The organism is Hydrocarboniphaga sp. (assembly GCF_028291725.1).
In the GTDB taxonomy this organism is placed as follows: domain Bacteria; phylum Pseudomonadota; class Gammaproteobacteria; order Nevskiales; family Nevskiaceae; genus Hydrocarboniphaga.
Genome location: NZ_JAQGNT010000110.1, coordinates 20,593 through 42,238, shown reverse-complemented (window position 1 = coordinate 42,238; position 21,646 = coordinate 20,593). Strand labels below are relative to the sequence as shown.

Genomic DNA, 21,646 nt, shown 5'->3' with positions numbered 1-21,646 from the left:
CCCAAAGAGGGCGCATTGCGGCGTCTCTCCCTCCTTGTGTACGTCGAGTACACCGCGTCGGTCGATCCTTGCACTGCGCCCTCTTTGGGGCCAGCGCAGCGACCAATTAAATGTCAACAGGCCCTAGCCCGGGCTCCAGCGCGATCAGCGCCGCATCGGCCATGGACTTCGCCAGCAGCTTCGGCTTTCCGTCCAGTGTCACGCTGACGGTTTGGATGCCGCAGGCGGCGAACCAGTCGGCGAAATCGGCATCCGCGACCATCGGCAGGCCGCCGCGAACCACCGCGCGAATCTCGCCGCGGCCGATGCCGACCAGGCTGCGATAAGGATCGCCGCCGCGATCCCCGACGATGACCAGATCGGCCTGTTGTCCCGGCGCCAGGCCGCCCACTGTCGGCAGGCGCAGTATCCGGGCTGCATCGGTGGTCACCAGGCGCAGCAGATCCTGCGCCGCCAGATCGCTGTGCTCGCTCGCAAGGATCAGCTCCTGCAGCAGATCGCTTGCACCGCTGAGCCGCGAGTCGCTGCCCAGCGCGAGGCAGCCGGCCGCGAATAGCCGCCGCGGAGCCAGCGTGCGCCCGAGCAGGGACAGGTTGCTGCCCGGGCACCAGACCACCGCCGCGTTCGCCGCGATCACGCGCCCGACGTCCGCATCGCCCATGCCGACTCCGTGAATCAGCACGCTGTTCGCGGCCAGGCATCCGGCTTCGGCGAGTTGCCTCAGCTCGGCCGCCGCCGTCGCATCGGTGCCTTCGGCGAGATGCACCAGCCAGGGCCGATCACGGGCGGTGGCATGGAAGCTCTGCCGGATCGGCGGGCCGTAAGCCCGCCACCCCGGCGCATAACTCCAGCCGTAGTCGCGCAGCAGGCCCACCGGAAAATCCGCGGCGTCGAGCGCGGCATGCCAGGGGTCGTGATGCGCAACGCAGGTGGTGCCGGCGAGCAGGTTTTTCAGGCCGCCATGGCGGTGGCGCAGTGCCTTCGGAACCGACAGTGCGGCGATTACGGCCGGATCGTCGAAATGCGCCTGGAACGCGGCGATCCAGGCGTAGCTGTTCGGAAACGGCGCAGCCGACTTCAGCGGCGGAATGGCGTTCTGGTGCAGATGCTCGTGTGCATTGATCAGGCCGGGAAAAATCAGGTGATCGCGCAGATCGACCTGATAGCCACCAGCGACGGCCGCGGCCGCAGCAATGCGGCCTTGCGCCAGATGCAGCGGCGCTCGCGACACGCGCTGCGGCGATACTAGGGCCGCATTGACCAGGCGGGCGTCCATCAGGCGCCGCTCATCGCTTGCGCATGATCATCAGAAAGTGATCGCCCATGTCGCGTACCAGCGGCAGGGCGCCGAAGCGATCGTCGATGCGCCCGAGCCGCTCGCACAGACCGCGGCGGCGCTCGTAGAAATCCAGCAGATACGGCGGCGGCAGGAACAGGCTCAGCGCGCGGTAATGGTCCAGCGAAAACAGTGCCGAGAACGGCCGGTAGAACTCACGCGGCAGGTAGTAGTAGGTCCATATCGTATGGCGGTTCATGCCGACCGCAGTCACGCCCCGCGCGGCGCGCACGCTCGCCCGCCTGATGCGCCCGCGCAGCGCGTAGTGCCAGACTTCCCAGGGACACAGGCGGCCGATCACCGAGAACACCAGCCGGCCGCCGGGCTTGAGCAGGCGCGCGCATTGGCTGGCGACCGCGGCCAGGTTGGGCGCGCAGTTCAGCGGACCGAAATTGGAGTAGATCCCGTCGAATTTCTCGCCCCCGGGATCGAGTTGGTCGAGTTGCTGGATGCCGACATGGGCCACGGCCAGGCGCTCGTTGAGCCCGGCCGCGGCAGCGCGCGCTCGAGTGCGCTCGACCATCTGCGGCGACCAGTCGGTGGCCAGTACCGAATGCCCGCGCCGCGCCAGTTCGGCGGCGTCGATGCCGGTACCGCAGCCGAGATCGAGCAAGCGCGATCCGCCGGTAAACGTATCCTCGATGGTGTCCCACATCGTCGTCCGCATGCGCTGGATCAAGGCGTTGTTGCCCTTGGGACCGTCGTAATCGGCGGCGACACTGTCGAACGCGCGCTGCGTAGCCAGCAGCTGCGCATCCAGGCCCCCATTCAGACCCACATCCAGACCCCTATCCAGGCCGGCACCGTCGTTTGGCTTTAGAGTTGAGGCCGGCAATCGATTGCGGGTCATCGGGGAGGCTCGATGTTGTTTTCTGCTGTGACCGGCCCGCGTAGGCGAACCGGACTGTTTGCGATGCTGGCGCTCGCCGCATCGCCGTGCGCGCTGGCCGACAACTGGGGCGGCGCGATAGGAGTGAGTACCGACAATGTCGTCCGCGGTTTAACTGCGAGCGACGGAAAGCCGTCGCTGCAGATCGACGCGCACTACTCCGCCGATGCGCGATGGTTCGCCGGCGCCGGCGCGGCGACACTCGACCTCGGCGCCGACCGGGGCACCTCGTCGCAGCTCAGCGCCTACCTGGGCTACGGCTGGACGCTGCCTGCGAACTGGGGCGGCTGGTTGTCACTGAACCATTACGACTACCCGATGGACACACCGCGCAGCCTCTATAACTACGACGAGCTGTCCGGCACGCTGGCCTGGTCGAACCGGGTTTTCGTCAGCATCGCCTGGTCGCCGGACAAGGGCGCACCCACCCGCGACGGCCCGATCAGCGGCGAGAACGCGCTGTCCTACGACCTGGTGGTGCATCAGCCGCTGCTGGGCTCCTTGTCTGGCAATGCCGGCATCGGCTACCACCAGCTCCAGGGTTTCAGTGGCGACGCCTATACCTACTGGAACGCCGGCCTGAGCTACGCGCTCGGCTCGTTACAGGTCGAGCTGAGCTTCATCGGCACCGACCACCAGGCCAAGGCGCTGTTCTACGGCGACACCGCCGAAGACCGCTGGGTCGGCACGGTGCTGTGGCATTTTTGAACACCGGGCACAACTTTTTTTGCGCGCAGGGGCACTAACCGTCTAGCCAGATCATTTCAGATCATTTTTCGGAGTGCGTTCAAATGCAAGCGAGCCTCGCAGCATGAGTTCGGCGACGCCGGAGTTGCCGGCGGAACAGCAGGCCGAACGCGACATTGTCGATCGCAGCCTGCTGCGGGCGATCGCGCAGCAAGACCGGCCGGCGTTCGAGAAGCTGTACCGGGACTATCATCGCCGGCTCGGGCGCTTTCTGGCCCGCGTCACCCAGCGCGACGATCTGATCGAGGAGGTGGTCAACGACACTTTCTGGATCGTCTGGCGAAAGGCCGAGGAATTCCGCGGCCAGTCCCTGGTGTCGACCTGGATCATGGGCATCGCCTATCGCTGCGCGCTGAAGGCGCTGCGGCGCGCCGGGCCACCGCCGCTGGCCGACCCGGTACTGCCGATCGAAGACGAAACCCAGTGGGACGATCCGCTGGTTCAGCAGGATCGGCGCAGCTGGATCATGCAGGGCCTCGAGCGCCTGCCGCCCGATCAGCGCACGACGCTGCTGCTGGCCTACTACCTGGGGCATTCCTGCGAAGAAATCTCGGAAATCATGGCCTGCCCGGTCGGCACGGTGAAGGCGCGCATGTTTCACGCGCGCATCCGGCTGCGCAATCTGCTGCCGACCCTGGGTGGTATGAACGACGGAGCAGCTTATGAAGTCCACAGATGAGAGCGCCTCGCTGCACCCGAAGATCTGGGAACTGATTCCCTGGGTCGTCAACGGCCGCGCGACCCAGGCGCAGCGCCTCAGCGTCGAAACCCATTTGAAAGACTGCGCCGATTGCCGGCTGGAGCTGGAGTCGCAGCGTCGTCTGCAGGCGGCGCTGCGCCACGACCCGGCACCAGCGCAGGCCGACACCGATCCGCTGCCGTCGCTGGAGCGCCTTTGGCGGCGGATCGATGCGGAGCTGGCTGAAGACGAGGCGCCGCCGCGAAAAAAAGCCAGGCGATCGCCGCGCGTCTGGCTGCTGCCCGCCCTGGCCGCGGCGCTGATCGTCGAAACCGTCGGCATCGCCGCGCTGGCCGGCGCCATATGGCAGCGCTCCGCGCCGGTCTATCGCACCCTGAGCGCGGCCCCGACAATGCCGGCGACGGCGACGATCCGCGTGGTGCTGGCGCCGTCGCTGTCGCTCGGCGAGTTCCAGGCGCTGCTGTCGCAATCGCAATTGCAGATCGTCGGCGGTCCCGGCGAGGCCGGGGTCTACTCGCTGGCGCCGCTGGTGGCGCGCGACGCCGCGGCCGGGCAGCTCGCATTGCAGCAGCTGCGCGCCGACCCGCGCGTGCGTTTCGCAGAGCCGGTCGGCACCGCGCAATGATCGTGAATTGTTGGCGGGCCGCAGCCTGCTGCTGGTCGGCTGCGCTGCTCGCGGCCTGCGCCGGCGTTCCGACGAACCCGAGCGCGCTGGCACAGCAGGCGCAGATGCGGGCAGCGCCGGAGCGGCTGATCGTGCTGGCGGTGTCCAACCCGTCCGAACCGGTCGCGACGCATGCGGGCTCGACTCTGCGCGGCTACGACAGCCTGCCGCGCTATGCCGAGGGTGACGCAGCGCATATCGCACTGGCGGCGCTGGCCGCGGCTTATGGCCTGCACGAAGTCGCCGCCTGGCCGATCGCGCCGCTGAAACTGCACTGCGTGGTGTTCGAGATCCCCGAGCACAGCTCGCGCGACGCCGTGCTGGCCGGGCTTGCTCACGATCCGCGCGTGCGCCTGGCACAGCCGCTGCAGACCTTCAGCACACTGGGCAGTTCGTACAACGATCCTTATGTCGAACTGCAGCGCGGCTTCGCCGAAGTCGACGCCGCTGACGCGCACCAGTGGTCACGCGGCGACGGCGTGCGCGTCGCGATCATCGACACCGGCGTCGACGTTTCGCATCCGGATCTGCAGGGGCGGCTGTCCGGCCAGAAAAACTTCGTCGACGACAACGCGCAGACATTCAGGCTCGACCGTCATGGCACCGAAGTCGCCGGCGTCATCGCAGCGGTGGCGAATAATCGTGTAGGCATCGTCGGCATCGCACCCAATGTGCAGCTGCTGGTGTTCAAGGCCTGCTGGCCGCTGAAACCGGGCGAAGACGCGGCGCAGTGCAACTCCTACACGCTGGCCCAGGCGCTGGTCGCGGCGATTGAATCCGGGGCCGAGATCGTCAATCTCAGCCTCGGCGGCCCGGCCGATCCGCTGCTGGAGCAACTGGTGCACTACGGGCTGGACAAGGGGCAGATCTTTATCGGCGCGGTCCCGCCGAGTGGCCGCACGGCCGGCTTCCCGGTCGACATCGAGGGCGTCATCGCGGTGGATACCGAAGATCGTCCGGCTTCCGCTGCGGCGGTACTGCGTGCGCCTGGTCGCGAAATACTGACACTGACTCCGGGCGGCCACTACGACTTCGCTTCCGGCTCTTCGCTGGCGACGGCGCACGTCACCGGCGTAGTGGCGCTGCTGCTGTCCGAACATGCCGGTCTCGACGCTGCGTCTGCCCGGCAGATACTCAGATCCACCGGAGATTCGATCGATGCCTGCCGGGCTCTGGCCAGCGAGGCAGTACGTGTCCATTGCGATCGTTCCGCCAGCCGGCTCACGGTCGGCGGCAGCAATGAGCACGCACCCATTTCCATACCCAGATAGCAGTTCCCCTGCCCCTGTTCCGGGCGGAACCGGGGCTGTGGGAACCCCCTACAGAAGCAAGCATGGAGCAAGCAGCATGAACCCCGTTACCGACCCTTTCCGTCGCCAGTTGCTGGGCTCCGCGATCGCGATCTGCCTGATACCAATGGCCGGCATCCGCTCGAGCACGGCGTTTGCCGCCGACCTGCCGCTGGTGACCGCCGACGATGCGACAGCCAAGGCCGTCGGTTACGTCGACGATGCCAGCCTTGCCGCCAAAGCCAAACCCGGCAGCCGCTGCGGCAGCTGCATGCTCTACCAGGGCGCCGCGGGATCGTCGCAAGGCGGCTGTCCGCTGTTCTCAGGCAAGCAGGTCCGGGCCACGGCCTGGTGCACGTCCTGGACCGCGAAGTCCTGATTTTGTGCCGATAGGCCGGCCGCACCGCAGCGATCAGGCGATCGCGGCAGTCGGGCCGGCGGTGGCGGCAGCCGGCCGCTCGAACGGCCGCAGGCAGACGCGATTGCGGCCCTGGCCCTTGGCATCGTAGAGCGCGGCATCGGCGAACTTGAAGAGGTCGGCGGAATTCAGGCTGCGGTCCGGAATGCAGACGGTGACGCCGAGGCTGATGGTGACATGGGAGGCCACATCGGAATCCGCGTGCACCAGCGCCAGAGCTGCCACGGCCTCGCGCATCGCCCGCGCCACCGCCATCGTCACGGCTTCGTCGGCGTCGGTCAGCAGCATCACGAACTCTTCGCCGCCGTAACGCGCCAGCACGTCGGTGCTGCGGCGGGTGAGCTTGGCGATGGCTTCGGCGACGGCGCACAGGCAGGCATCACCCTGGGCATGACCGTAGCGATCGTTGTAACGCTTGAAGTAGTCCACGTCGCACAGAATCATGCCGAGCGGGCGGCCGCTGCGCTGGGCGCGATACCACTCGCGCTCCAGTCCGCCGTCGAAGGAGCGGCGGTTGGCGACGTTGGTGAGCGCGTCGATCTGCGACACCTTGATCAGCGCCCGATTGGCCGCCTGCAGCTCGGTGCTCAGCTCCAGCAGCCGGCGGCGCATGTCGGTGATGCGCTTCATCGCCTTGAGCTTGGCGCCGAGCACGATCGGGCTGACCGGCTTGAGGATGTAGCCGTCGCCGCCGGCTTCCAGGCCCTTGGCGATGTCCTCGTCGCCGACGCAGCCGCTCAGGAAGATGATCGGCACCCAGTCATCGATGCTGTCGTTGCGGCGGATCTCGCGCGCCAGCGTGTAGCCATCCATACCGGGCATCTCGACGTCGGTGATTACCAGGTCGGGGCGATCGCGCCTATAGATTTCCAGCGCTTCGATGCCGTCGACCGCCTCGGTGAGCGGGTAGCCCATCTCGAGCAGGTAGGCGGAGGTAACGCAACGCGAGGAACGGGAATCGTCGACGAGCAGGATCTTCATGGTGCGTCCCAATGCGCGGCCGCGCTGTACAGGTTGTAGGCAGCTATCGGCAGCCGGGCCGCAAAATTGAGACGCGGAGCACAACAGGCCCTAATGAACCGGATCGCGCTTTTTCGGCACTCACCCGAGGTGTATACCTGCTGCCGGAGCTGATCATGATGACAAGTCTCGTAGCGGCACGGCGCCTGGCCGCCGCTCTGTCGCTGGTACTGCTGACACTGACGGCACCGCCGGTGCAGGCCGCGGCGCCCGACATCGCCTGGTTCGGCCCCGGCCACCGCGCGCTCAATGCGGTGGCGATCTCGCCCGACCACCTGACGCTGGCCACCGGCAGTGCCGACGACTACACCGTCAAGCTGTGGCGCACCTCCGATGGCAGCCTGATCCGCACGCTCGCCGCCCACGACGGCGGCGTGGACACGGTCGCGTTCTCGCCCGACGGGCAAACCCTGGCGTCGTCGGGCGAATTCGTCGCCGGCGATCCGGCCGGCAATATCAAGCTGTGGCGCGTTGCGGACGGCACGCTGATTCGCAGCATCGACGGGCCGACGCAGATTTTCTCGCTGACGTTTTCGCCCGACGGCAGCACGCTCGCCAGCGGCGATCAACTCAAGACGGTGCGCCTGTGGCGGGTGTCGGACGGCGTGCAGATCAAGGTGCTCAACGGCCATACCGGCACGGTGTTCTCGGTGGCGTATTCGCCTGACGGCCAGTGGCTGGCCTCCGGCAGCGCCGACCAGACGGTCAAGCTGTGGGCGGCGCCGAACTGGACGCTGACGCGGACGCTGCGCGGGCACTCCAATTTCGTCTCCGGCGTGGTGTTTGCGCCCAACAGCCAGACGCTCTATTCATCCAGCTGGGACCGCACGCTACGTGCCTGGCAGGTCAGCAGCGGCAGCAGCACCCACGTGTTCCGCGGCCACCTGAGCATGGTCAGCTCGGTGGCGGTCAGCGCCGACGCCAAGACCCTGGTCTCGGGCAGCTACGACAATACCGCGCGGCTGTGGGATCTGCCTTCGGGATCGCAGAGCAAGGTGCTCAAGACATCCGGCCAGTCGGCGATCTTCTCGGTAGCCGCCGCCTCGGACAATGTCTCGGCGTTCTCCGGTGGCGCCGACAGCCATCCGCGGCAATGGAAACTCGCCGACGGCAGCCTGAAGCGCACCTACGGCCAGCATGCCGCCAACGTCGCCTCGGTCAAGTTCTCGCCCGACGATCAATGGCTGGGCACCGGCAGCATGGACTTCACAGCCAAACTCTGGCGCGCCAGCGACGGACGGTTTCAGCGCAGCTATCTGGGCCTGGACGACATCATCAACGAGGTCGCGTTCTCGCCGGACGGCGCGATCATCGCCGCGGCCGCCGGCTCGCCGCCACCCGACACGCGCGACAACCGCATCATGCTGTGGCGCGTCTCCGACGCCACCCAGTTGCTGGTGCTGGCCGGCAACAACGGCAGCACCCAGGCGGTCCGGTTCACCAATGACGGCACGCAGCTGATCTCGGGCGGCTACGACACGCTGATCAAGTTCTGGCGCGTATCCGACGGCACGCTGCTGAGGACGCTCAACGCCGGCGTGCAGTTCGCGGTGCTGTCACTGGCACTGTCGCCGGACGGCGCGACGCTGGCGGCGGCCTACGGCGACACCCGTATCCGGCTCTGGAACGTGTCCGACGGCAGCCTGCTGCGCATCATCGCCACCCCTGCGCTGCCGCGTTCGCTGGCGTTTGCGCCCGATGGGCTCAGCCTGATCGCGGGCGAGGAAAGCTACGGCAACAACATCCAGCGCTTCCGCATCGCCGACGGCGCGCTGCTGCAAACCTATGCCGGCGACCCCGACGGCTTTGTCGGCTCGGTCGCTTTCGCCCCCGACGGCCAGACCCTGGTCTGCGGCTCGGGCTACTCGCGCAAGCTGATGGTCTGGGGCGCCGCCAGCGGCGCGCTGCTGGCGACTTATGACCAGGAAACCGGCTGGGGCCGCACGCCGGTCACACTGTCCACCGCCTACTCGCACAGCGGCGACTCGCTGGCCTACGGCCGCACCGATGCGACGCTGGTGCTGGCGCGGTTTCCGTACTAGTACCGTGGCGCAGAGGTTTCGCAACAAAGGCGCGAAGGGATGGGGGCGCGAGACCAGGCGCGAGGAGGAGTCATAGCCGTCGCTATGGCGACGACGAGCAACGCAGTATCGCGGCACCAGACCGAGCGAATTTGTTTCGAAACCTCTGTGCCACGGTACTAGTCCGCTGGATCATTGGAATTGGCGGTGAGGGACGCCCGAGGCGGGATGCGGTGCAAGGCGCAAAGCACAGCGATACCCGTAGGTATCGCGAGCATTTGCAACGCAGCAGCGCGCCCGCATCGGGTGGACAGCACTGCCGATTTCAGTGATTCAGTGGACTAGGGCCTGTAATCGCTGAAAAGCATTTCCCGGCAACGGTAGGTCGGCAATCCCTTGCCGACGTGAGGCCTCGCTTGCACATCCGAGGGTACACGTCGGCAAGGGATTGCCGACCTACGTTGTCTTCAGGCACTGGACGCCGAAGCCGCCTCAGGCCCGGCTGCGCGGCAGGCCCAGGCGCCTCTCGGCCACCATGCTGCGCAGCACTTCGCTGGTGCCGCCGTAGATCGAGGTCGCGGTCGAATGGCGGTAGCCCTTCTCCACCAACCCCAGGCCTTGCTGTCCGCGCAGCAGCGAGCGCGGCGCGGCCACGTCGAGCAGCTCGGCGGAATCGACGATGAAGGCTTCGGTGGAGAAGACCTTCGAGGCGGGGCCGAAGGCAAGATCCGGGATGCCGGCCAGGCGCGAGCCGAGCACCCGGCCCGACAGCACTTCGCTGATGCGGCTGTCGGCATAGGCCTTGGCGATGCGCGCGAGCAAGTTGGAATCCTCGATCAGCGGCCGGCCGTTGCGCTGCTCGCCGCGCGCCCATTCCGCCACGGTGTCGGCCATCTCGCGGATCAGCAGGTGGTAGTAGCCGCCGCCCTGTTCCATCGTCAGCGCGGCCGCCAGCACCTTGGCACCGCCATTGATCTCGCCGAGGCGATACTTGTCCTCGACCCGAACATCGGAATAGAAAGTCGCGTTGGTGCGCTCGTCCATGAAGGTATGCACCGGCGTGATCTCGATGCCGGGCTTGTTCATCGGCACCAGGAACACCGTGATGCCCTTGTGCTTGGGCACGTCGGGATCGGTGCGCGTGATCAGGATCACGTAGCTGGCGAGCTCGGCGCCCGAGGTGAACATCTTGGCGCCGTTGATGATCCACCCCGCGTTCGGGTCATCGCCGTCGCGGACCGCGCGGGTCTTGGCGGCGAACACGTCCGAACCGCCGGAGGGCTCGGTGTAGCCGAGGCAGGCGCTGATCTCGCCGCGGCCCATGCGCAGCAGCACTTCTTCCTGCAGCTCCGGCTTGGCGGTCTTCTGCACGACGTGGCCGATCATCGAGGTGGTGCTGCGCGGCAGGCCGGCATAGCCGACTTCCTGCCACACGGTGAGGCTGGCGCGCGTGGAATCCGCGTCGGCGCCGCGTCCGCCCCACTTCACCGGCCAGTCCGGGTACAGCAGGCCGGCTGCGCCGATGGCACGGTGCACGTCCCAGTCGTGGGACTCGAAGTTGTGATCAACCAGGTTGTGTTTTGCCGGATCGAGGATGCGCTTGAACAGCGCGCGCGTCTCGTCGGCCAGCTCCTTGCCTGCCGTGGGCGGATAGAAGTCCACATCGACCAGCCCCGGGTCCGGCAGCGTCGCCGTCTCGCCCAGCAGCAGGCGACGGCCGGCGCGGACCAGCTCCGCCTGCGGATCGCCCAGCACCAGCGCCCAGGCCTTGGCGCGGCGGTGATACAGCTGGATGTCGTATTCGACCGACAAACCATAGCCGCCGAAGGTGTGCAGCGAATGCGCGACGCAGCTGGTGGCCGTGCGCACGCTCCACCAATAGAGCATCGACACCGTCGCCGCCGCGTCGGGGGCGCCGTCCGCGATCGCGCGCAGCGTCCACCACAGCAGCATGCCGCCGCCATCGGCATCGATCACGTCGATCGCCAGCGGATGGGCAATGCCCTGGTTCGCACCGATGGGCTGACCAAAGGCAATGCGCTCGCAGGCATAGGCGGCCGCCATCGCCAGCGCTTCCTTGGACAGGCCGATCAGCGCGGCCGAGGTCAGCAGCTTCCACTCCTCGATGCCGGCGGCCCAGATCTTGGCCGCGTCCGCACCGCTGGAGATGACCAGCCGCTGGCCCTTGCCGGGCTCGAACACGCCGATGGCCGAGCCGCCGAGCGTCGCAGGCGCGGCCAGCGGCGCAGCGGGGATTTCAATGGCAAGCTCATTGCCGTCGAAAGTCAGCACGGCCTTCGCCACGGCGCCGCCGGGCACCAGCTGCGCCACGCCCGGCTTGGCCTCGCGGAGCGCCAGGGCGAGCACCGTCTCGCCGTCGCGGATCTTGTCGATCCACAGGCGCGCCGCATCCCCGCCGAGTTCGCCGAGTATCCGCAGCGCGACCACCGCCTCCGCCAAGGGAGCGGAGGCCAGCCTGCGGCCGGCCTGGTCCATCATCAGGCAGGTATCGAACAGGCTCATGCCGCCGCCACCCGCATCCGCCGACAAGCGCATGAAGGGCGCCTCGATCGCGACCAGCTCGCGCCACAGGGCCGCATCGAAGCCCAGCGGCTCGGCGGCGCGCACGCGGACGGGCGTGGACTCGGCGGCGAAAAATCCCTCGAACATTTCCTGAATGGGCAGGCTGTCGTCCGGCAGACCAAGCTTCATACCATGGCTCCTCGATGCTCTATTGGTTGATCCATCGTGTTGGTTCGCCGCAACCGGCGGGACGCGCGCTCTTTGCTGCGCTGCGGTCCCGATCCAGGCCCGGCGAGCCCTCATCGAGTCCTCATTGTATGAGCTGCGGCGGTCTGGCGTCCTGATGAGCATTACTGTTGACTACTAAGATCCGTGAACCTGCGGGCGCCGCGAATTGACCCAGACAGCCGAGCTTTGTAAATCCCTTGTAAAGAATCCCGGGCGCTCCATCCCCAGCTCCTAAGCTTCGACACAGGTATCCGACCCGCTGCGCGGGATCCATCTTGTATTCGAGCTTGGCGCGAGCCAGGGGGCAACGATGCTTGTCAACACACGGCGTTTTTCGCTGGTTATTTTGCTTCTCCTGGGTCTTGCGGCTGTGACGGCCTGTGGCGGCGGCGGCAGTGACAGCTCCGACTCCAGCGGCACCGTTACCGCCCCGACGATCACGACGCAGCCCTCGTCTCAGACGGTTACCGCCGGCAGCGCGGCGAGCTTCACGGTCACCGCGAGCGGCAGTGGCACGCTGAGCTACCAGTGGTACAAGGCGTCCAGCGCGATCTCCGGCGCAACGTCTTCGACGTATACGATCGCAAGCACCGCGACCAGCGATGCGGGCAGCTACTACGTCACCGTCTCCAACAGCGGCGGCACCACCACCAGCAGCACCGTGACTCTGACGGTTTCGAGCAGCGACACGGCATCCTGCGATACCACCTACGTCGACAGTGTGCTCAGCGCCGTCAGCACTTTCGAAGCCGCACTCGGCAGCTCGCTGACGGCATCGACTCTCTACAGCGACTCGTCGTACTCGAGCTCGCAGCTCAATGTCTACAAGACCAACTGGTCCAACCTGCCGCCCGGCGCGATCAGCTTCAGCAGGCCCGGCATCACGCTCGCGGAGGTGAGCACGTCGAGCCAGATTTCCGCGTTCAACGCCCTTGCCAAAGTCGCGCTCAGCAGCGCGGGATACGCCGATTTCCAGGGTGTGATCGCCGCTGACGATTACCTGGGCTACACGAAGAATGCGAACGGCTATGGCGCGGATCTGTACCACGTCGCGTTCATCGGCACGCCCTCGCAAACCGGCTCGTGGACGCTGATGCTGGGCGGCCATCACATGGCGTTCAACATCAATTTCAACGGCGCCTGCGCCTATCCGACGCCTCACCATATCGGAGTCGAACCGAGGACCGCGTTCACTGCCAACGATCACACCAGCTACAGCTTCTATGATTCCGGCACCTATACGGTGCTCGCGGACAAGGCCGCCGCGATGGTGGCGATCTTCAGCAGCATGAGCAGCTCGGAACTCACCAGTGCCTTCCTCTCCGGGCAGACGTTCTCCGACGTGCTGATCGGCCCGGTCGAGGCCAACACCGGCAGCTACGCCAACGTCACCACCAAGTTCAACGCCATCGCCAGCAGCAGCGATCGGGGCTTGCTGGTATCGAGCCTGTCGACAACGCAGCAGGCATTGGTGATGGCCGCCATCGAACAATTTACCGATGACTACGACAGCACGACGGCGAGCCGCCTGCTGAGCGACTACGAGGCGGACTACGGCAGCACCTATGTGGCATGGGCGAATGCCTCCGGCTCCGTCAGCAGCTCGGGCCCGGATGTCTCCGCGAACGGCACGTACATGCGTGTCGACGGCCCGCGCGTGTGGATGGAAATCGCCGTGCAGAATGGCGTCGTGATCTCGGGTCAGACTCACTACCACATGATCTACCGCGACAAAACCTACGACTACTACAACCAGCTGAGCAACTGATGCGCTTGCGTGCAGCCTGTGCGGCGATGCTCTTGCTGCTGTGCGCGGGTGTGCCGCACCCGGTTCTGGCACACGATGTTCCACCGAGCATCGTGATGCTCGACATCGGCCGCAACGCGATCGATGTCGAACTGCAGCTGCCCGTGAGCGAGCTGGGAGCGGCCCTTTTGCTCCCACTCGCCTCAATCCCGGGCTCGGTGGTAGCGCAGCACGGGCCCCGGATCGAGCGGTACATCGGGGACCGCTTGCTGATCCGCAGCCAGGACGGCCGGAGTTATGCCCTGCACATCGAGTCACTCGCCATGAAGGCGACGGACAACGTCAACTGGACGAGCAACGACTGGCTCAGCGTGCAGGCCAGGCTACAGGCGCCGGCCGGCGTTTCGACGGAGGTCTTCGCGCTCGACTACGAGGTGATTCTGCAACAGGTGGTCTCGCACCAGGCGCTGATCTACGTCAGGCGCGACATCCGCAACGGCTTGCTCGGCGACAAGCCGATGCTGATCAGCACGGCCGGCTTCGGCAACACACACATCCAGGTCGACGGCTCCGACGGCAGCTGGTGGCAGGGCTTCCGCCATATGTTTTCGCTGGGCCTGCATCACATCGCCGAGGGCCCGGATCATCTGCTGTTCCTTCTCGCGCTGCTGCTGCCGTCGCCGCTGATCGCCAGCGCCGGGCGCTGGCGCGCACGCAAGAGCCTGGCGGCGAGTGCAAGGACCATCGTCGGCGTCGTCAGCGGATTCACCGTCGGCCACTCGATCAGCCTGGCGCTGGCCGCGATGGGCTGGGTCGTGGCACCGACTCGCATCATCGAGATACTGATCGCCGTCTCGATCCTCGTCTCCTGCGCTCACGCCTGGCGCCCGCTGTTCGCCGGCAAGGAGATCTGGATCGCCTCGGCATTCGGGCTGGTTCACGGCCTTGCGTTCGCCGAGGTGTTGGCGGGCCTCAACTTCGACGGAGCCACGCTGGCACTGAGCCTGGTCGGCTTCAATCTCGGCATCGAGGCCATGCAGCTGCTGGTGATCACGGCGACGCTTCCATTGATTCTGCTGCTGAGCACAACGAGAGCTTATGCGGTCATCAGAGTCGCGGGCGCCGCGTTTGCGGCCGCCTGCGCTCTGGGCTGGATACTCGAACGCGCTTTGGGACGGGCGAATCCGCTGCAGCTCGTCGCGGACTGGATGGCGCCGCCGCCGCTGTGGTTCGCAGTGACGGTATGCCTGGCGAGTACCGCGGCTCTTTGCGTGCTGGCTGGGTTGGTTCTTCGCCAGAGCCGAGGAGCCCATCGGCTAAGTGGTCCTTTCCACAAATACCGCCCCGTATAGGAATCCCTTCTCCCGCTTGCGGGAGAGACCACCGCAGCTTCATAGAAGCCAGCTTGATCCCCGGAATCGGCCAGCTCCTTCCCCCGCATGCGCGGGAAGGTTGGGATGGGGGCGAGACGATAGCGCCGCGCCTGCTCGCCCCCAGCCGCGTTTGGCTTGGTCCTGGGTAGCCCGGTGTTCCTTACGGACCTGCTCACGGGCCATGAACCGATGAATGTAGGTCGGCAATCCTTTGCCGACGTGTGCGCCCTGATCGCTTGAGCACGTCGGCAAGGGATTGCCGACCTACGTCGTTTGCGGAACAGAGCCGGGGCAGGGGTGAGAGGCTTTTCTGGCGCTGTACGAACGTCATCCGGCGCTTCGCGCGACCTTCTCCCGCAAGCGGGAGTAGGGGTTCATACGTCAGCGCAGTCACGAGGGCGTACTAAGCCGGAGGAGGGGCCGACGGCTCATCGCGGGGATGCAGGCGGATGCCGTAGGCCACGAACATGCCATTGCGCACGTCGATCCAGGTGCGCTTCTTGCCGACCGGCGCGCGCGGATATACCAATCGGCGCTGCGGCGATGGAGGCCGGCTATCGATTCCGAGTGTTCGGCGCGGAGCTGATCGTGAAGGAAACGAGAGAAGATCGCATGGTACGTAAACCAGTTATCGAAACCCGGCTTTCACCGAAGACCTCAAAGAGCTGATGCCCGATGAGTCGTACTCGGAGCTTCAGGCGCACCTCGCCCAGCATCCCGATGCCGGCGACATCATTGAGGGCTCCGGCGGGATTCGAAAGCTGCGGCGGAAGTTACCCGGCACCGGCAAGCGCGGCGGCGTTCGCGTCATCTACTTCTGGCGAGTTGCCGAAGCTCAGATCTTGATGCTGACCGTCTACCGAAAGGCGGATAAAGACGATTTGACCGAGCCTCAGAAACGGTTGTTGAGGCGTATCGTGGAGAACTGGTAATGGACAAGAAACTCTTTGCGCGACTCATGGAGAGCGTGACTCAGGCGGACGAGGTTGTTCGCGGCAAGCGCGCCCCGTCTCGCGAATTCGTCGTTGACGCCGCTCAGGTGCGCGCCGTTCGCGTCGCGACGGGTTTGTCCCAAGCCCAGTTCGCTCGATTGATCGAAGTGAACGTTGGCACGTTGAGAAACTGGGAGCAGGGCCTTCGAACCCCAACCGGTCCGGCTCGGGCTCTCATTAAAGCCTTGAAATCGAAGCCGGCCGAAGTGATTGAGGCTTTGAGGGCCGCTTAAAAAATATCGAGGCTCCGCGGTGGGGTCAGGGAATGATCAGGCCAGAGCAGCGTCAAGCCGGCCTGGACCTCGGGGAAGTCACGTAGTGCGCTGCCTTAGATGCAGGCGAGGGTTGTCGCCGAGTCCGCCGGCAGACCCGCGATCCTGGCCCGACCGAGGTCTCCGGCATCAGCTATCAAAAAGCTAGCTCCTGCGCTATCTTTTTGATATAATACTCACATGGGCAAATTCGCCCGCCCCGTTGAATCGAAATATCGGCCTAGGAGAAATGAAAATGTAGCCGACGTTAGCCCAACTTATCGACTCTTAGTCATTAATAGTGAAATTAATCATGAAAACCGCGAAAGCAGGCCCGCCTTTGACCATCAAACCGCCCACCACGCTGTTCAGGTGGAGGGCAAAGGATTCGACCTTTGGACTCACAAAAACAACTGCAGAACGAGCAGCCGAACTGCTCGGCATTAATGAAACCCAGCTCATACACCGCGCATTGGCTGAGTTCGTCTCACGCGAAGTCCCTCACTACGATCCGGATTTCGACGAACTCACCGACGAGCACTATGCAGCGATTCGCGCCAGCGTGCCGCAGCAGCTCCGCGGGAAAGTCATCGGGTCCTTCCTGGACGACTGATTTCGCCGGGGCCGTGCATGTCTAATCGCACGACCCCCACCCTCTACCCCAGGCCGAAGCCTGGCGATGTTGTGCTCTGCCATTTCCCGCAGAATTTGGCCCTCCCCTTGCCGGGACCTAAGCCTCGTCCCGCTTTGATCCTGGCGGCCAGCGAACTTGAACGCGGCGGCTACGACGTGACGGTGTGCTACGGCACAAGCCAAGCGCACCGCAGCTATCCGTGGGACTTCATCCTCGATCCTATCGACAACCCCTCGGCGTTCAAGCGCACCGGCTTGGTCAAGCGCACTCGCTTCGACCTGTCTCAACTGGTGACCTTGTCGTACGACAGCACATGGTTCCTAGTGCCGGAGCTCAAGCCTTACGGCCTGACGCCCAGACTTGGCGAACTCCAGGCTGATGTGGTGCCTGATCTGATGAAGGCGATCCAAGCCGCAAAGAGGAAATAGCCGGACAGCGGCGTGCATCAGCAACCACCTGGTACACGCCGCCTCCTTTAGCGTGCGAGCCCAACTCGAACGACCGGTTGATACCGCTCGATGACTTGGTCGATACACGGTAAGCGCATACCGGGAGAGGCTCCAACGCTGTTCAGTCTGCCCAGGTGCATGGCAGTTCGGAACGGTCAACTTGATGAGCTAACCAATAAGCGACTGACAGATCGCTTTGCGTTCTGCTTCGCTTAGTATTCCAGCCATCGGAGATGCTTGGCGTATGCATTCTCCGCCATCCGTGAGATGGGGCTATCCTCTGGATGCCGGGCAAAAAATAAACTTTTGTCCAATTTTTGCCAAATAGCGAATTTTCTTACGCAATTAAAAGTTACGCTAGGTAATCAATCGATCATAGTGCGAGCGGCATCGATGTACCGAGCGGGGCAGCATTTGCCGGACCGCACACGCACACACCTACCGCAGAGGCGACGCCACGACAGGGTTTTCTTACACTCTTTATAACTACTAGCCTAAAACCACCGCCGTCCGGCTTTCGTCGCACTTGTCAGTGCGCGTTGCGTAGCGTGATTTTTCATATAAATTCTTTATTATTAGTTACTTACCTTATTCTTACACCCCTAGTACAACGCTGACACCCTTTCTTCGAATTATCAAACCTCGTATCAGGTGACCGAACGCTATTCGACAGTCACCGACTTCGCCAAATTGCGCGGCTGATCCACATCGGTGCCACGCAACACCGCGACGTGATACGCCAACAGCTGCAGCGGAATCGTGTAGACCAGCGGTGACTGCACCGCGTCGATGTGCTCGGGCATCAGCATCACTTCGATGCCCTCTTCCGCCTTGAAGCCGGTATTGGGATCAGCGAAGACGAACAGTCTGCCGCCGCGTGCGCGCACTTCCTGCAGGTTGCTCTTGAGCTTTTCGAGCAGCGCGTTGTTCGGTGCGATCGCGATCACCGGCATGTCGGCGTCGACCAGCGCAAGCGGGCCATGCTTGAGTTCGCCGGCCGGGTAGGCTTCGGCGTGGATGTAGGAGATTTCTTTTAGCTTGAGCGCGCCTTCGAGGGCGACCGGATAGGTCGGCCCGCGGCCGAGGAACAGCGCGTGGCGTTTGTCGGCGAACTGCTTGGCCCACTCCTTGATCTGCGGCTCGAGCTTGAGTGTGCGCTCGACCATTTCCGGCACGTGCGCGATCTGGCGCACGTAGGCGGCCTCGGTGCTGGCGTCCATGCCGTTGTGACGCGCGAGCACGATGCCGAGCAGGCTCAGTGCGGCGAGCTGCGTGGTGAAAGCCTTGGTCGATGCGACGCCGATTTCGGGGCCGGCGCGGGTCATCAGCGTCATGTCCGCCTCGCGCACCAGCGAGGACTCCGGCACATTGCAGATCGCACAGGTGGCGAGGTAGCCAAGCTTGCGTGCTTCGCGCAGCGCGGCGAGCGTGTCGGCGGTTTCGCCGGATTGCGAGATCGCGACGAACAGCGTGTTCGGCGGCACCACCGGATTGCGATAGCGGTACTCGCTGGCGACTTCGACCGTGCACGGCAGCTTGGCGCCCTGCTCGATGTAGTAACGCGCGATCAGGCCGGCGTGATAGCTGGTGCCGCAGGCGACGATGTGCACGTTCTTGACGCGCGGCAGCAGCAGCTCGGCCTTGGGGCCGAGCGCGGCCTCTAACACGCGCTTGCCGGTGATGCGTTCGGCCAGCGTGTCGGCGATCGCGCGCGGCTGCTCGAAGATCTCCTTGAGCATGTAGTGCGCGTATTCGCCGCGCTCGACGCTCTCGGCCGACAGGCTGGATTCGCGGACCGGGCGCTCGGCCGGGTGGCCGGCATGGTCGAAGATGCGGATGCCCGCTTGGGTGATTTCGGCGACGTCGCCTTCTTCCAGAAACTGGAAGCGGCGCGTCACCGGCAGCAGCGCCTGCACGTCGGAGGCGACGTAGTTTTCACCCTCGCCATGGCCGACGACGACCGGCGCGCCAGCGCGCGCTGCGACGATGCGGTCCGGGTCGCGCGGCGACATCACGACGATCGCGTAGGCGCCGTGCAGGCGCCGCACCGCGGCCTGCACGGCGGTCAACAGACTGCCGCTCTGCTTGAGGTATTCGTTGATCAGGTGAGCGACGACCTCGGTGTCGGTCTCGCTGCTGAAGTGGTAGCTCTTGGCGCGCAGCTCGGCACGCAGCTCGTCGTGATTCTCGACGATGCCGTTATGCACCAGCGCGACCTGGTCCTCGGACACATGCGGATGCGCGTTGCGCTCGCTGGGCACGCCGTGCGTGGCCCAGCGGGTATGTGAGATGCCGCGAAAGCCCGCAATCGGGCTGGCGGCAATGTTGTCGACCAGCTGCTGCACCTTGCCCTGGGCGCGGCGGCGCTCGAGCCGGCCGCCGGCCGTCAGCAGCGCGACACCGGCCGAGTCGTAACCACGATATTCGAGGCGGCGCAGGCCCTCGACCAGGATGGGGGTGACGTCGCGCGCGGCGACAACTCCGACGATGCCGCACATGTCAGGCGGTCCGGCGCGGCGAGGCGCTTCTGCTGATGGCTGATTTCATGCCCGATTGTATCCGTGAGAGTGAGTTTGGCTCACGCCAGCTGCGGATTCCCGCCTACCTTCGCGGGAATGACCGATCGACCGGTATCAGTAGCACAACAATAAAAACATTTGATATGATATCGCCAGTTATCACTGGGCCATGTCGTGGATCGCAGTCGCATCTTCGGGTTTCTGGTCAAGGACGTTGCCCGCCTGTCCTCGAAGAACTTCGAGCGCCTGGCGAGCGGCCTGAACCTGACGTTGGCCCAGTGCAAGGTGCTGCACGGCATCGAGCGCAGCGAAGGCCTGTCGCAGGTGAAGCTGGCAGAGCTGGCCGATACCGATCCGATGGCACTGGTCCGGATTCTCGACCGCATGGAGCGCGACGGCTGGGTCGAGCGCCGCGCCGATCCGGCCGACCGCCGCGCCCGACAGTTGTTCCTGACCGCGGCCGCGGCGCCGGTGATCGCCGAGATGTGGCAGATCGCCGACCAGTCCCGCGCCCAGGCGCTCGCCGGCCTGTCCGAGGAACAGCGTGCGCAGTTGCTGGATCTGCTGCTGCACGTGCAACGCAATCTCAGTCAGCTGGTCCCCACCACCGCCGATGACGCTTGCGCGCCGCCGGCCTCCGAGGCGGCGGCGCCAGCCACCACTCCCGACGCTGCGCAGAACCCGCGCGCGGCGCGCCGCAAACCGACATGAAGGTTTCAACAATATGAGCACCGCGACTTCATTCCCCGCCGACGACTCGATCGGCAACGACAAAACCTTGGGCGAGCGCCTGCGCGTGCCGCTGATGATCGCCGGCGTGCTGGTCGTCGCGGTATTCGCGTTGGCGATGTATCTGCTCGGCGGCCGCTATATGTCGACCGGCAACGCCTACGTGCAGGCGGCGCGCGCGTCGATCAGCAGCAACGTCGCCGGCCAGGTCGCCGAGATTGCGGTGCACGACAACCAGCCGGTACATCGCGGCGACGTACTGTTCAAGCTCGACGACCAGCCCTACCGCATCGCGGTGGATGCGGCGCAGGCCAAGCTCGGCAGTGCGCGCCTGCAGGTCGGTGCCGGCAAGGCCGCCTATCGCCAGCAGATGGCCTCCGTGCGTTCGGCGCAGGCGACGCTGGCCTATGAGCAGAGCGAACTCGAGCGGCAGAAAAAGCTGCTCGCCTCGGGCATCTCGTCGCAGGCGCAGTTCGCAAAAGCGCAGAACGCGCTCGATACCGCGCGCCAGCAACTGATCGCCGCGCAGCAGCAGGCCGACAGCGTGCTGGCGATGCTGGCCGGCAATCCCGATCTGGACCCGGACCAGCATCCGAGCGTGCTACAGGCCAAGGCCGAACTCGATCGCGCGCTGCTGAACCTGAGCTACACCACGATCAAAGCGCCCGACGACGGCATCGTCACCAAGGTCGAGCAGTTGCAGGTCGGCGACTTCATCAATCCGGCGAGCCCGGTGTTTGCGCTGATGTCGACGCGTGATGTCTGGGTCGAGGCCAATTTCAAGGAAGACCAGCTCACCTACATGCGCCCCGGCCAGACCGCGACCGTGGAAATCGATACCTATCCGGGCCGCAGGTTCGACGCGAAAGTCGCCAGCGTCGCGCCGGGCACCGGCTCGCAGTTTTCGGCGCTGCCTCCGGAGAACGCGACCGGCAACTGGGTCAAGGTCGTCCAGCGCGTGCCGGTGCGCTTGCGCCTGGAGCCGGCCGGCAATAGCGATCTGCCGCTGAGTTCGGGCCTGAGCGCGACCGTGGAAGTCGACACCGGCCATAGCCGCACCGCGTTGGGCGGAGCGCAGGCCGCGCAGTGAACGCCGCCGTGACCAGCAGCAAGCCTG

The 21,646-nt window shown here is 65.4% G+C and carries 19 protein-coding genes; 14 read left to right on the top strand and 5 right to left on the bottom strand.

The window, feature by feature from the left end:
- Positions 1-106: 106 nt before the first annotated feature.
- On the bottom strand, positions 107-1,276 hold the full coding sequence (locus JWQ90_RS28110) for an amidohydrolase family protein (RefSeq protein WP_299698406.1): 1,170 nt from the start codon (positions 1,274-1,276) through the stop codon (positions 107-109).
- Between the two features lie 10 nt (positions 1,277-1,286).
- Positions 1,287-2,114 (bottom strand): class I SAM-dependent methyltransferase, encoded by an 828-nt coding sequence (locus tag JWQ90_RS28105; RefSeq protein ID WP_299698405.1) that lies wholly within the window; start codon positions 2,112-2,114, stop codon positions 1,287-1,289.
- Positions 2,115-2,198: 84 nt separating this feature from the next.
- Here JWQ90_RS28105 and JWQ90_RS28100 point away from each other — a divergent pair, with 84 nt between their 5' ends.
- The 5 genes from JWQ90_RS28100 to JWQ90_RS28080 all read left to right on the top strand — a co-directional run bounded on the left by JWQ90_RS28100 (position 2,199) and on the right by JWQ90_RS28080 (position 6,004).
- A complete protein-coding gene (locus JWQ90_RS28100) occupies positions 2,199-2,933 on the top strand; it encodes a TorF family putative porin (RefSeq protein ID WP_299698404.1) in 735 nt (244 codons plus the stop codon).
- Between the two features lie 103 nt (positions 2,934-3,036).
- A complete protein-coding gene (locus JWQ90_RS28095) occupies positions 3,037-3,651 on the top strand; it encodes a sigma-70 family RNA polymerase sigma factor (protein WP_299698403.1) in 615 nt (204 codons plus the stop codon).
- Entirely contained in the window at positions 3,635-4,297 is a 663-nt protein-coding gene (locus JWQ90_RS28090; protein ID WP_299698402.1) for a zf-HC2 domain-containing protein, read from the top strand. The genes JWQ90_RS28095 and JWQ90_RS28090 overlap by 17 nt, the downstream gene beginning before the upstream one ends.
- Positions 4,294-5,607: a S8 family serine peptidase gene (locus tag JWQ90_RS28085; RefSeq protein ID WP_299698401.1), complete on the top strand. Its 1,314-nt coding sequence runs from the start codon at positions 4,294-4,296 to the stop codon at positions 5,605-5,607. Before JWQ90_RS28090 ends, JWQ90_RS28085 begins: the two co-directional genes overlap by 4 nt.
- A 76-nt stretch (positions 5,608-5,683) precedes the next feature.
- Positions 5,684-6,004, top strand: coding sequence for a high-potential iron-sulfur protein (locus JWQ90_RS28080; RefSeq protein ID WP_299698400.1), 321 nt, complete (start codon positions 5,684-5,686; stop codon positions 6,002-6,004).
- Between the two features lie 33 nt (positions 6,005-6,037).
- Here JWQ90_RS28080 and JWQ90_RS28075 read toward each other — a convergent pair whose 3' ends face one another.
- Positions 6,038-7,024 (bottom strand): diguanylate cyclase, encoded by a 987-nt coding sequence (locus tag JWQ90_RS28075; protein WP_299698399.1) that lies wholly within the window; start codon positions 7,022-7,024, stop codon positions 6,038-6,040.
- A 155-nt stretch (positions 7,025-7,179) separates the two neighbouring features.
- On the opposite strand from JWQ90_RS28075, the gene JWQ90_RS28070 reads away from it, so the two are divergent.
- Positions 7,180-9,105 (top strand): WD40 repeat domain-containing protein, encoded by a 1,926-nt coding sequence (locus JWQ90_RS28070; RefSeq protein ID WP_299698398.1) that lies wholly within the window; start codon positions 7,180-7,182, stop codon positions 9,103-9,105.
- 471 nt (positions 9,106-9,576) lie between these two features.
- On the opposite strand, the gene JWQ90_RS28065 is transcribed toward JWQ90_RS28070, so the two are convergent.
- A complete protein-coding gene (locus tag JWQ90_RS28065) occupies positions 9,577-11,796 on the bottom strand; it encodes an acyl-CoA dehydrogenase (RefSeq protein ID WP_299698397.1) in 2,220 nt (739 codons plus the stop codon).
- A 349-nt stretch (positions 11,797-12,145) separates the two neighbouring features.
- On the opposite strand from JWQ90_RS28065, the gene JWQ90_RS28060 reads away from it, so the two are divergent.
- The 6 genes from JWQ90_RS28060 (at position 12,146) to JWQ90_RS28035 (ending at position 17,260) form a co-directional block, all read left to right on the top strand.
- Entirely contained in the window at positions 12,146-13,603 is a 1,458-nt protein-coding gene (locus JWQ90_RS28060) for a DUF3500 domain-containing protein (protein ID WP_299698396.1), read from the top strand.
- Positions 13,603-14,934, top strand: a complete 1,332-nt coding sequence (locus tag JWQ90_RS28055; RefSeq protein WP_299698395.1) for a HupE/UreJ family protein — start codon at positions 13,603-13,605, stop codon at positions 14,932-14,934. Before JWQ90_RS28060 ends, JWQ90_RS28055 begins: the two co-directional genes overlap by 1 nt.
- Before the next feature lie 689 nt (positions 14,935-15,623).
- Positions 15,624-15,887: a type II toxin-antitoxin system RelE/ParE family toxin gene (locus JWQ90_RS28050; RefSeq protein ID WP_299698394.1), complete on the top strand. Its 264-nt coding sequence runs from the start codon at positions 15,624-15,626 to the stop codon at positions 15,885-15,887.
- Positions 15,887-16,180, top strand: coding sequence for a helix-turn-helix domain-containing protein (locus JWQ90_RS28045; protein WP_299698393.1), 294 nt, complete (start codon positions 15,887-15,889; stop codon positions 16,178-16,180). Before JWQ90_RS28050 ends, JWQ90_RS28045 begins: the two co-directional genes overlap by 1 nt.
- A gap of 331 nt (positions 16,181-16,511) precedes the next feature.
- On the top strand, positions 16,512-16,811 hold the full coding sequence (locus tag JWQ90_RS28040) for a hypothetical protein (protein WP_299698392.1): 300 nt from the start codon (positions 16,512-16,514) through the stop codon (positions 16,809-16,811).
- Positions 16,812-16,828: 17 nt separating this feature from the next.
- Positions 16,829-17,260: a type II toxin-antitoxin system PemK/MazF family toxin gene (locus JWQ90_RS28035; RefSeq protein ID WP_299698391.1), complete on the top strand. Its 432-nt coding sequence runs from the start codon at positions 16,829-16,831 to the stop codon at positions 17,258-17,260.
- A gap of 683 nt (positions 17,261-17,943) precedes the next feature.
- Here JWQ90_RS28035 and glmS read toward each other — a convergent pair.
- Positions 17,944-19,779 (bottom strand): glutamine--fructose-6-phosphate transaminase (isomerizing), encoded by a 1,836-nt coding sequence (gene glmS / locus JWQ90_RS28030; RefSeq protein WP_299698390.1) that lies wholly within the window; start codon positions 19,777-19,779, stop codon positions 17,944-17,946.
- A gap of 195 nt (positions 19,780-19,974) precedes the next feature.
- Here glmS and JWQ90_RS28025 point away from each other — a divergent pair, with 195 nt between their 5' ends.
- The gene (locus JWQ90_RS28025) at positions 19,975-20,511 is read left to right on the top strand and encodes a MarR family transcriptional regulator (protein ID WP_299698389.1); all 537 of its coding nucleotides are present in this window, start codon (positions 19,975-19,977) and stop codon (positions 20,509-20,511) included.
- A gap of 13 nt (positions 20,512-20,524) precedes the next feature.
- A complete protein-coding gene (locus JWQ90_RS28020) occupies positions 20,525-21,619 on the top strand; it encodes an HlyD family secretion protein (protein ID WP_299698388.1) in 1,095 nt (364 codons plus the stop codon).
- Positions 21,620-21,646 lie beyond the last annotated feature (27 nt).

What these genes read in the sequence shown, in the direction of transcription:
- JWQ90_RS28110 (WP_299698406.1), bottom strand. Translation starts at nt 1,276, where the DNA reads ATGGACGCCCGCCTGGTCAATGCGGCCCTAGTATCGCCGCAGCGCGTG.
- JWQ90_RS28100 (WP_299698404.1), top strand. Translation starts at nt 2,199, where the DNA reads ATGTTGTTTTCTGCTGTGACCGGCCCGCGTAGGCGAACCGGACTGTTT.
- JWQ90_RS28095 (WP_299698403.1), top strand. Translation starts at nt 3,037, where the DNA reads ATGAGTTCGGCGACGCCGGAGTTGCCGGCGGAACAGCAGGCCGAACGC.
- JWQ90_RS28090 (WP_299698402.1), top strand. Translation starts at nt 3,635, where the DNA reads ATGAAGTCCACAGATGAGAGCGCCTCGCTGCACCCGAAGATCTGGGAA.
- JWQ90_RS28085 (WP_299698401.1), top strand. Translation starts at nt 4,294, where the DNA reads ATGATCGTGAATTGTTGGCGGGCCGCAGCCTGCTGCTGGTCGGCTGCG.
- JWQ90_RS28080 (WP_299698400.1), top strand. Translation starts at nt 5,684, where the DNA reads ATGAACCCCGTTACCGACCCTTTCCGTCGCCAGTTGCTGGGCTCCGCG.
- JWQ90_RS28075 (WP_299698399.1), bottom strand. Translation starts at nt 7,024, where the DNA reads ATGAAGATCCTGCTCGTCGACGATTCCCGTTCCTCGCGTTGCGTTACC.
- JWQ90_RS28070 (WP_299698398.1), top strand. Translation starts at nt 7,180, where the DNA reads ATGATGACAAGTCTCGTAGCGGCACGGCGCCTGGCCGCCGCTCTGTCG.
- JWQ90_RS28065 (WP_299698397.1), bottom strand. Translation starts at nt 11,796, where the DNA reads ATGAAGCTTGGTCTGCCGGACGACAGCCTGCCCATTCAGGAAATGTTC.
- JWQ90_RS28060 (WP_299698396.1), top strand. Translation starts at nt 12,146, where the DNA reads ATGCTTGTCAACACACGGCGTTTTTCGCTGGTTATTTTGCTTCTCCTG.
- JWQ90_RS28055 (WP_299698395.1), top strand. Translation starts at nt 13,603, where the DNA reads ATGCGCTTGCGTGCAGCCTGTGCGGCGATGCTCTTGCTGCTGTGCGCG.
- JWQ90_RS28050 (WP_299698394.1), top strand. Translation starts at nt 15,624, where the DNA reads ATGCCCGATGAGTCGTACTCGGAGCTTCAGGCGCACCTCGCCCAGCAT.
- JWQ90_RS28045 (WP_299698393.1), top strand. Translation starts at nt 15,887, where the DNA reads ATGGACAAGAAACTCTTTGCGCGACTCATGGAGAGCGTGACTCAGGCG.
- JWQ90_RS28040 (WP_299698392.1), top strand. Translation starts at nt 16,512, where the DNA reads ATGAAAACCGCGAAAGCAGGCCCGCCTTTGACCATCAAACCGCCCACC.
- JWQ90_RS28035 (WP_299698391.1), top strand. Translation starts at nt 16,829, where the DNA reads ATGTCTAATCGCACGACCCCCACCCTCTACCCCAGGCCGAAGCCTGGC.
- glmS (WP_299698390.1), bottom strand. Translation starts at nt 19,779, where the DNA reads ATGTGCGGCATCGTCGGAGTTGTCGCCGCGCGCGACGTCACCCCCATC.
- JWQ90_RS28020 (WP_299698388.1), top strand. Translation starts at nt 20,525, where the DNA reads ATGAGCACCGCGACTTCATTCCCCGCCGACGACTCGATCGGCAACGAC.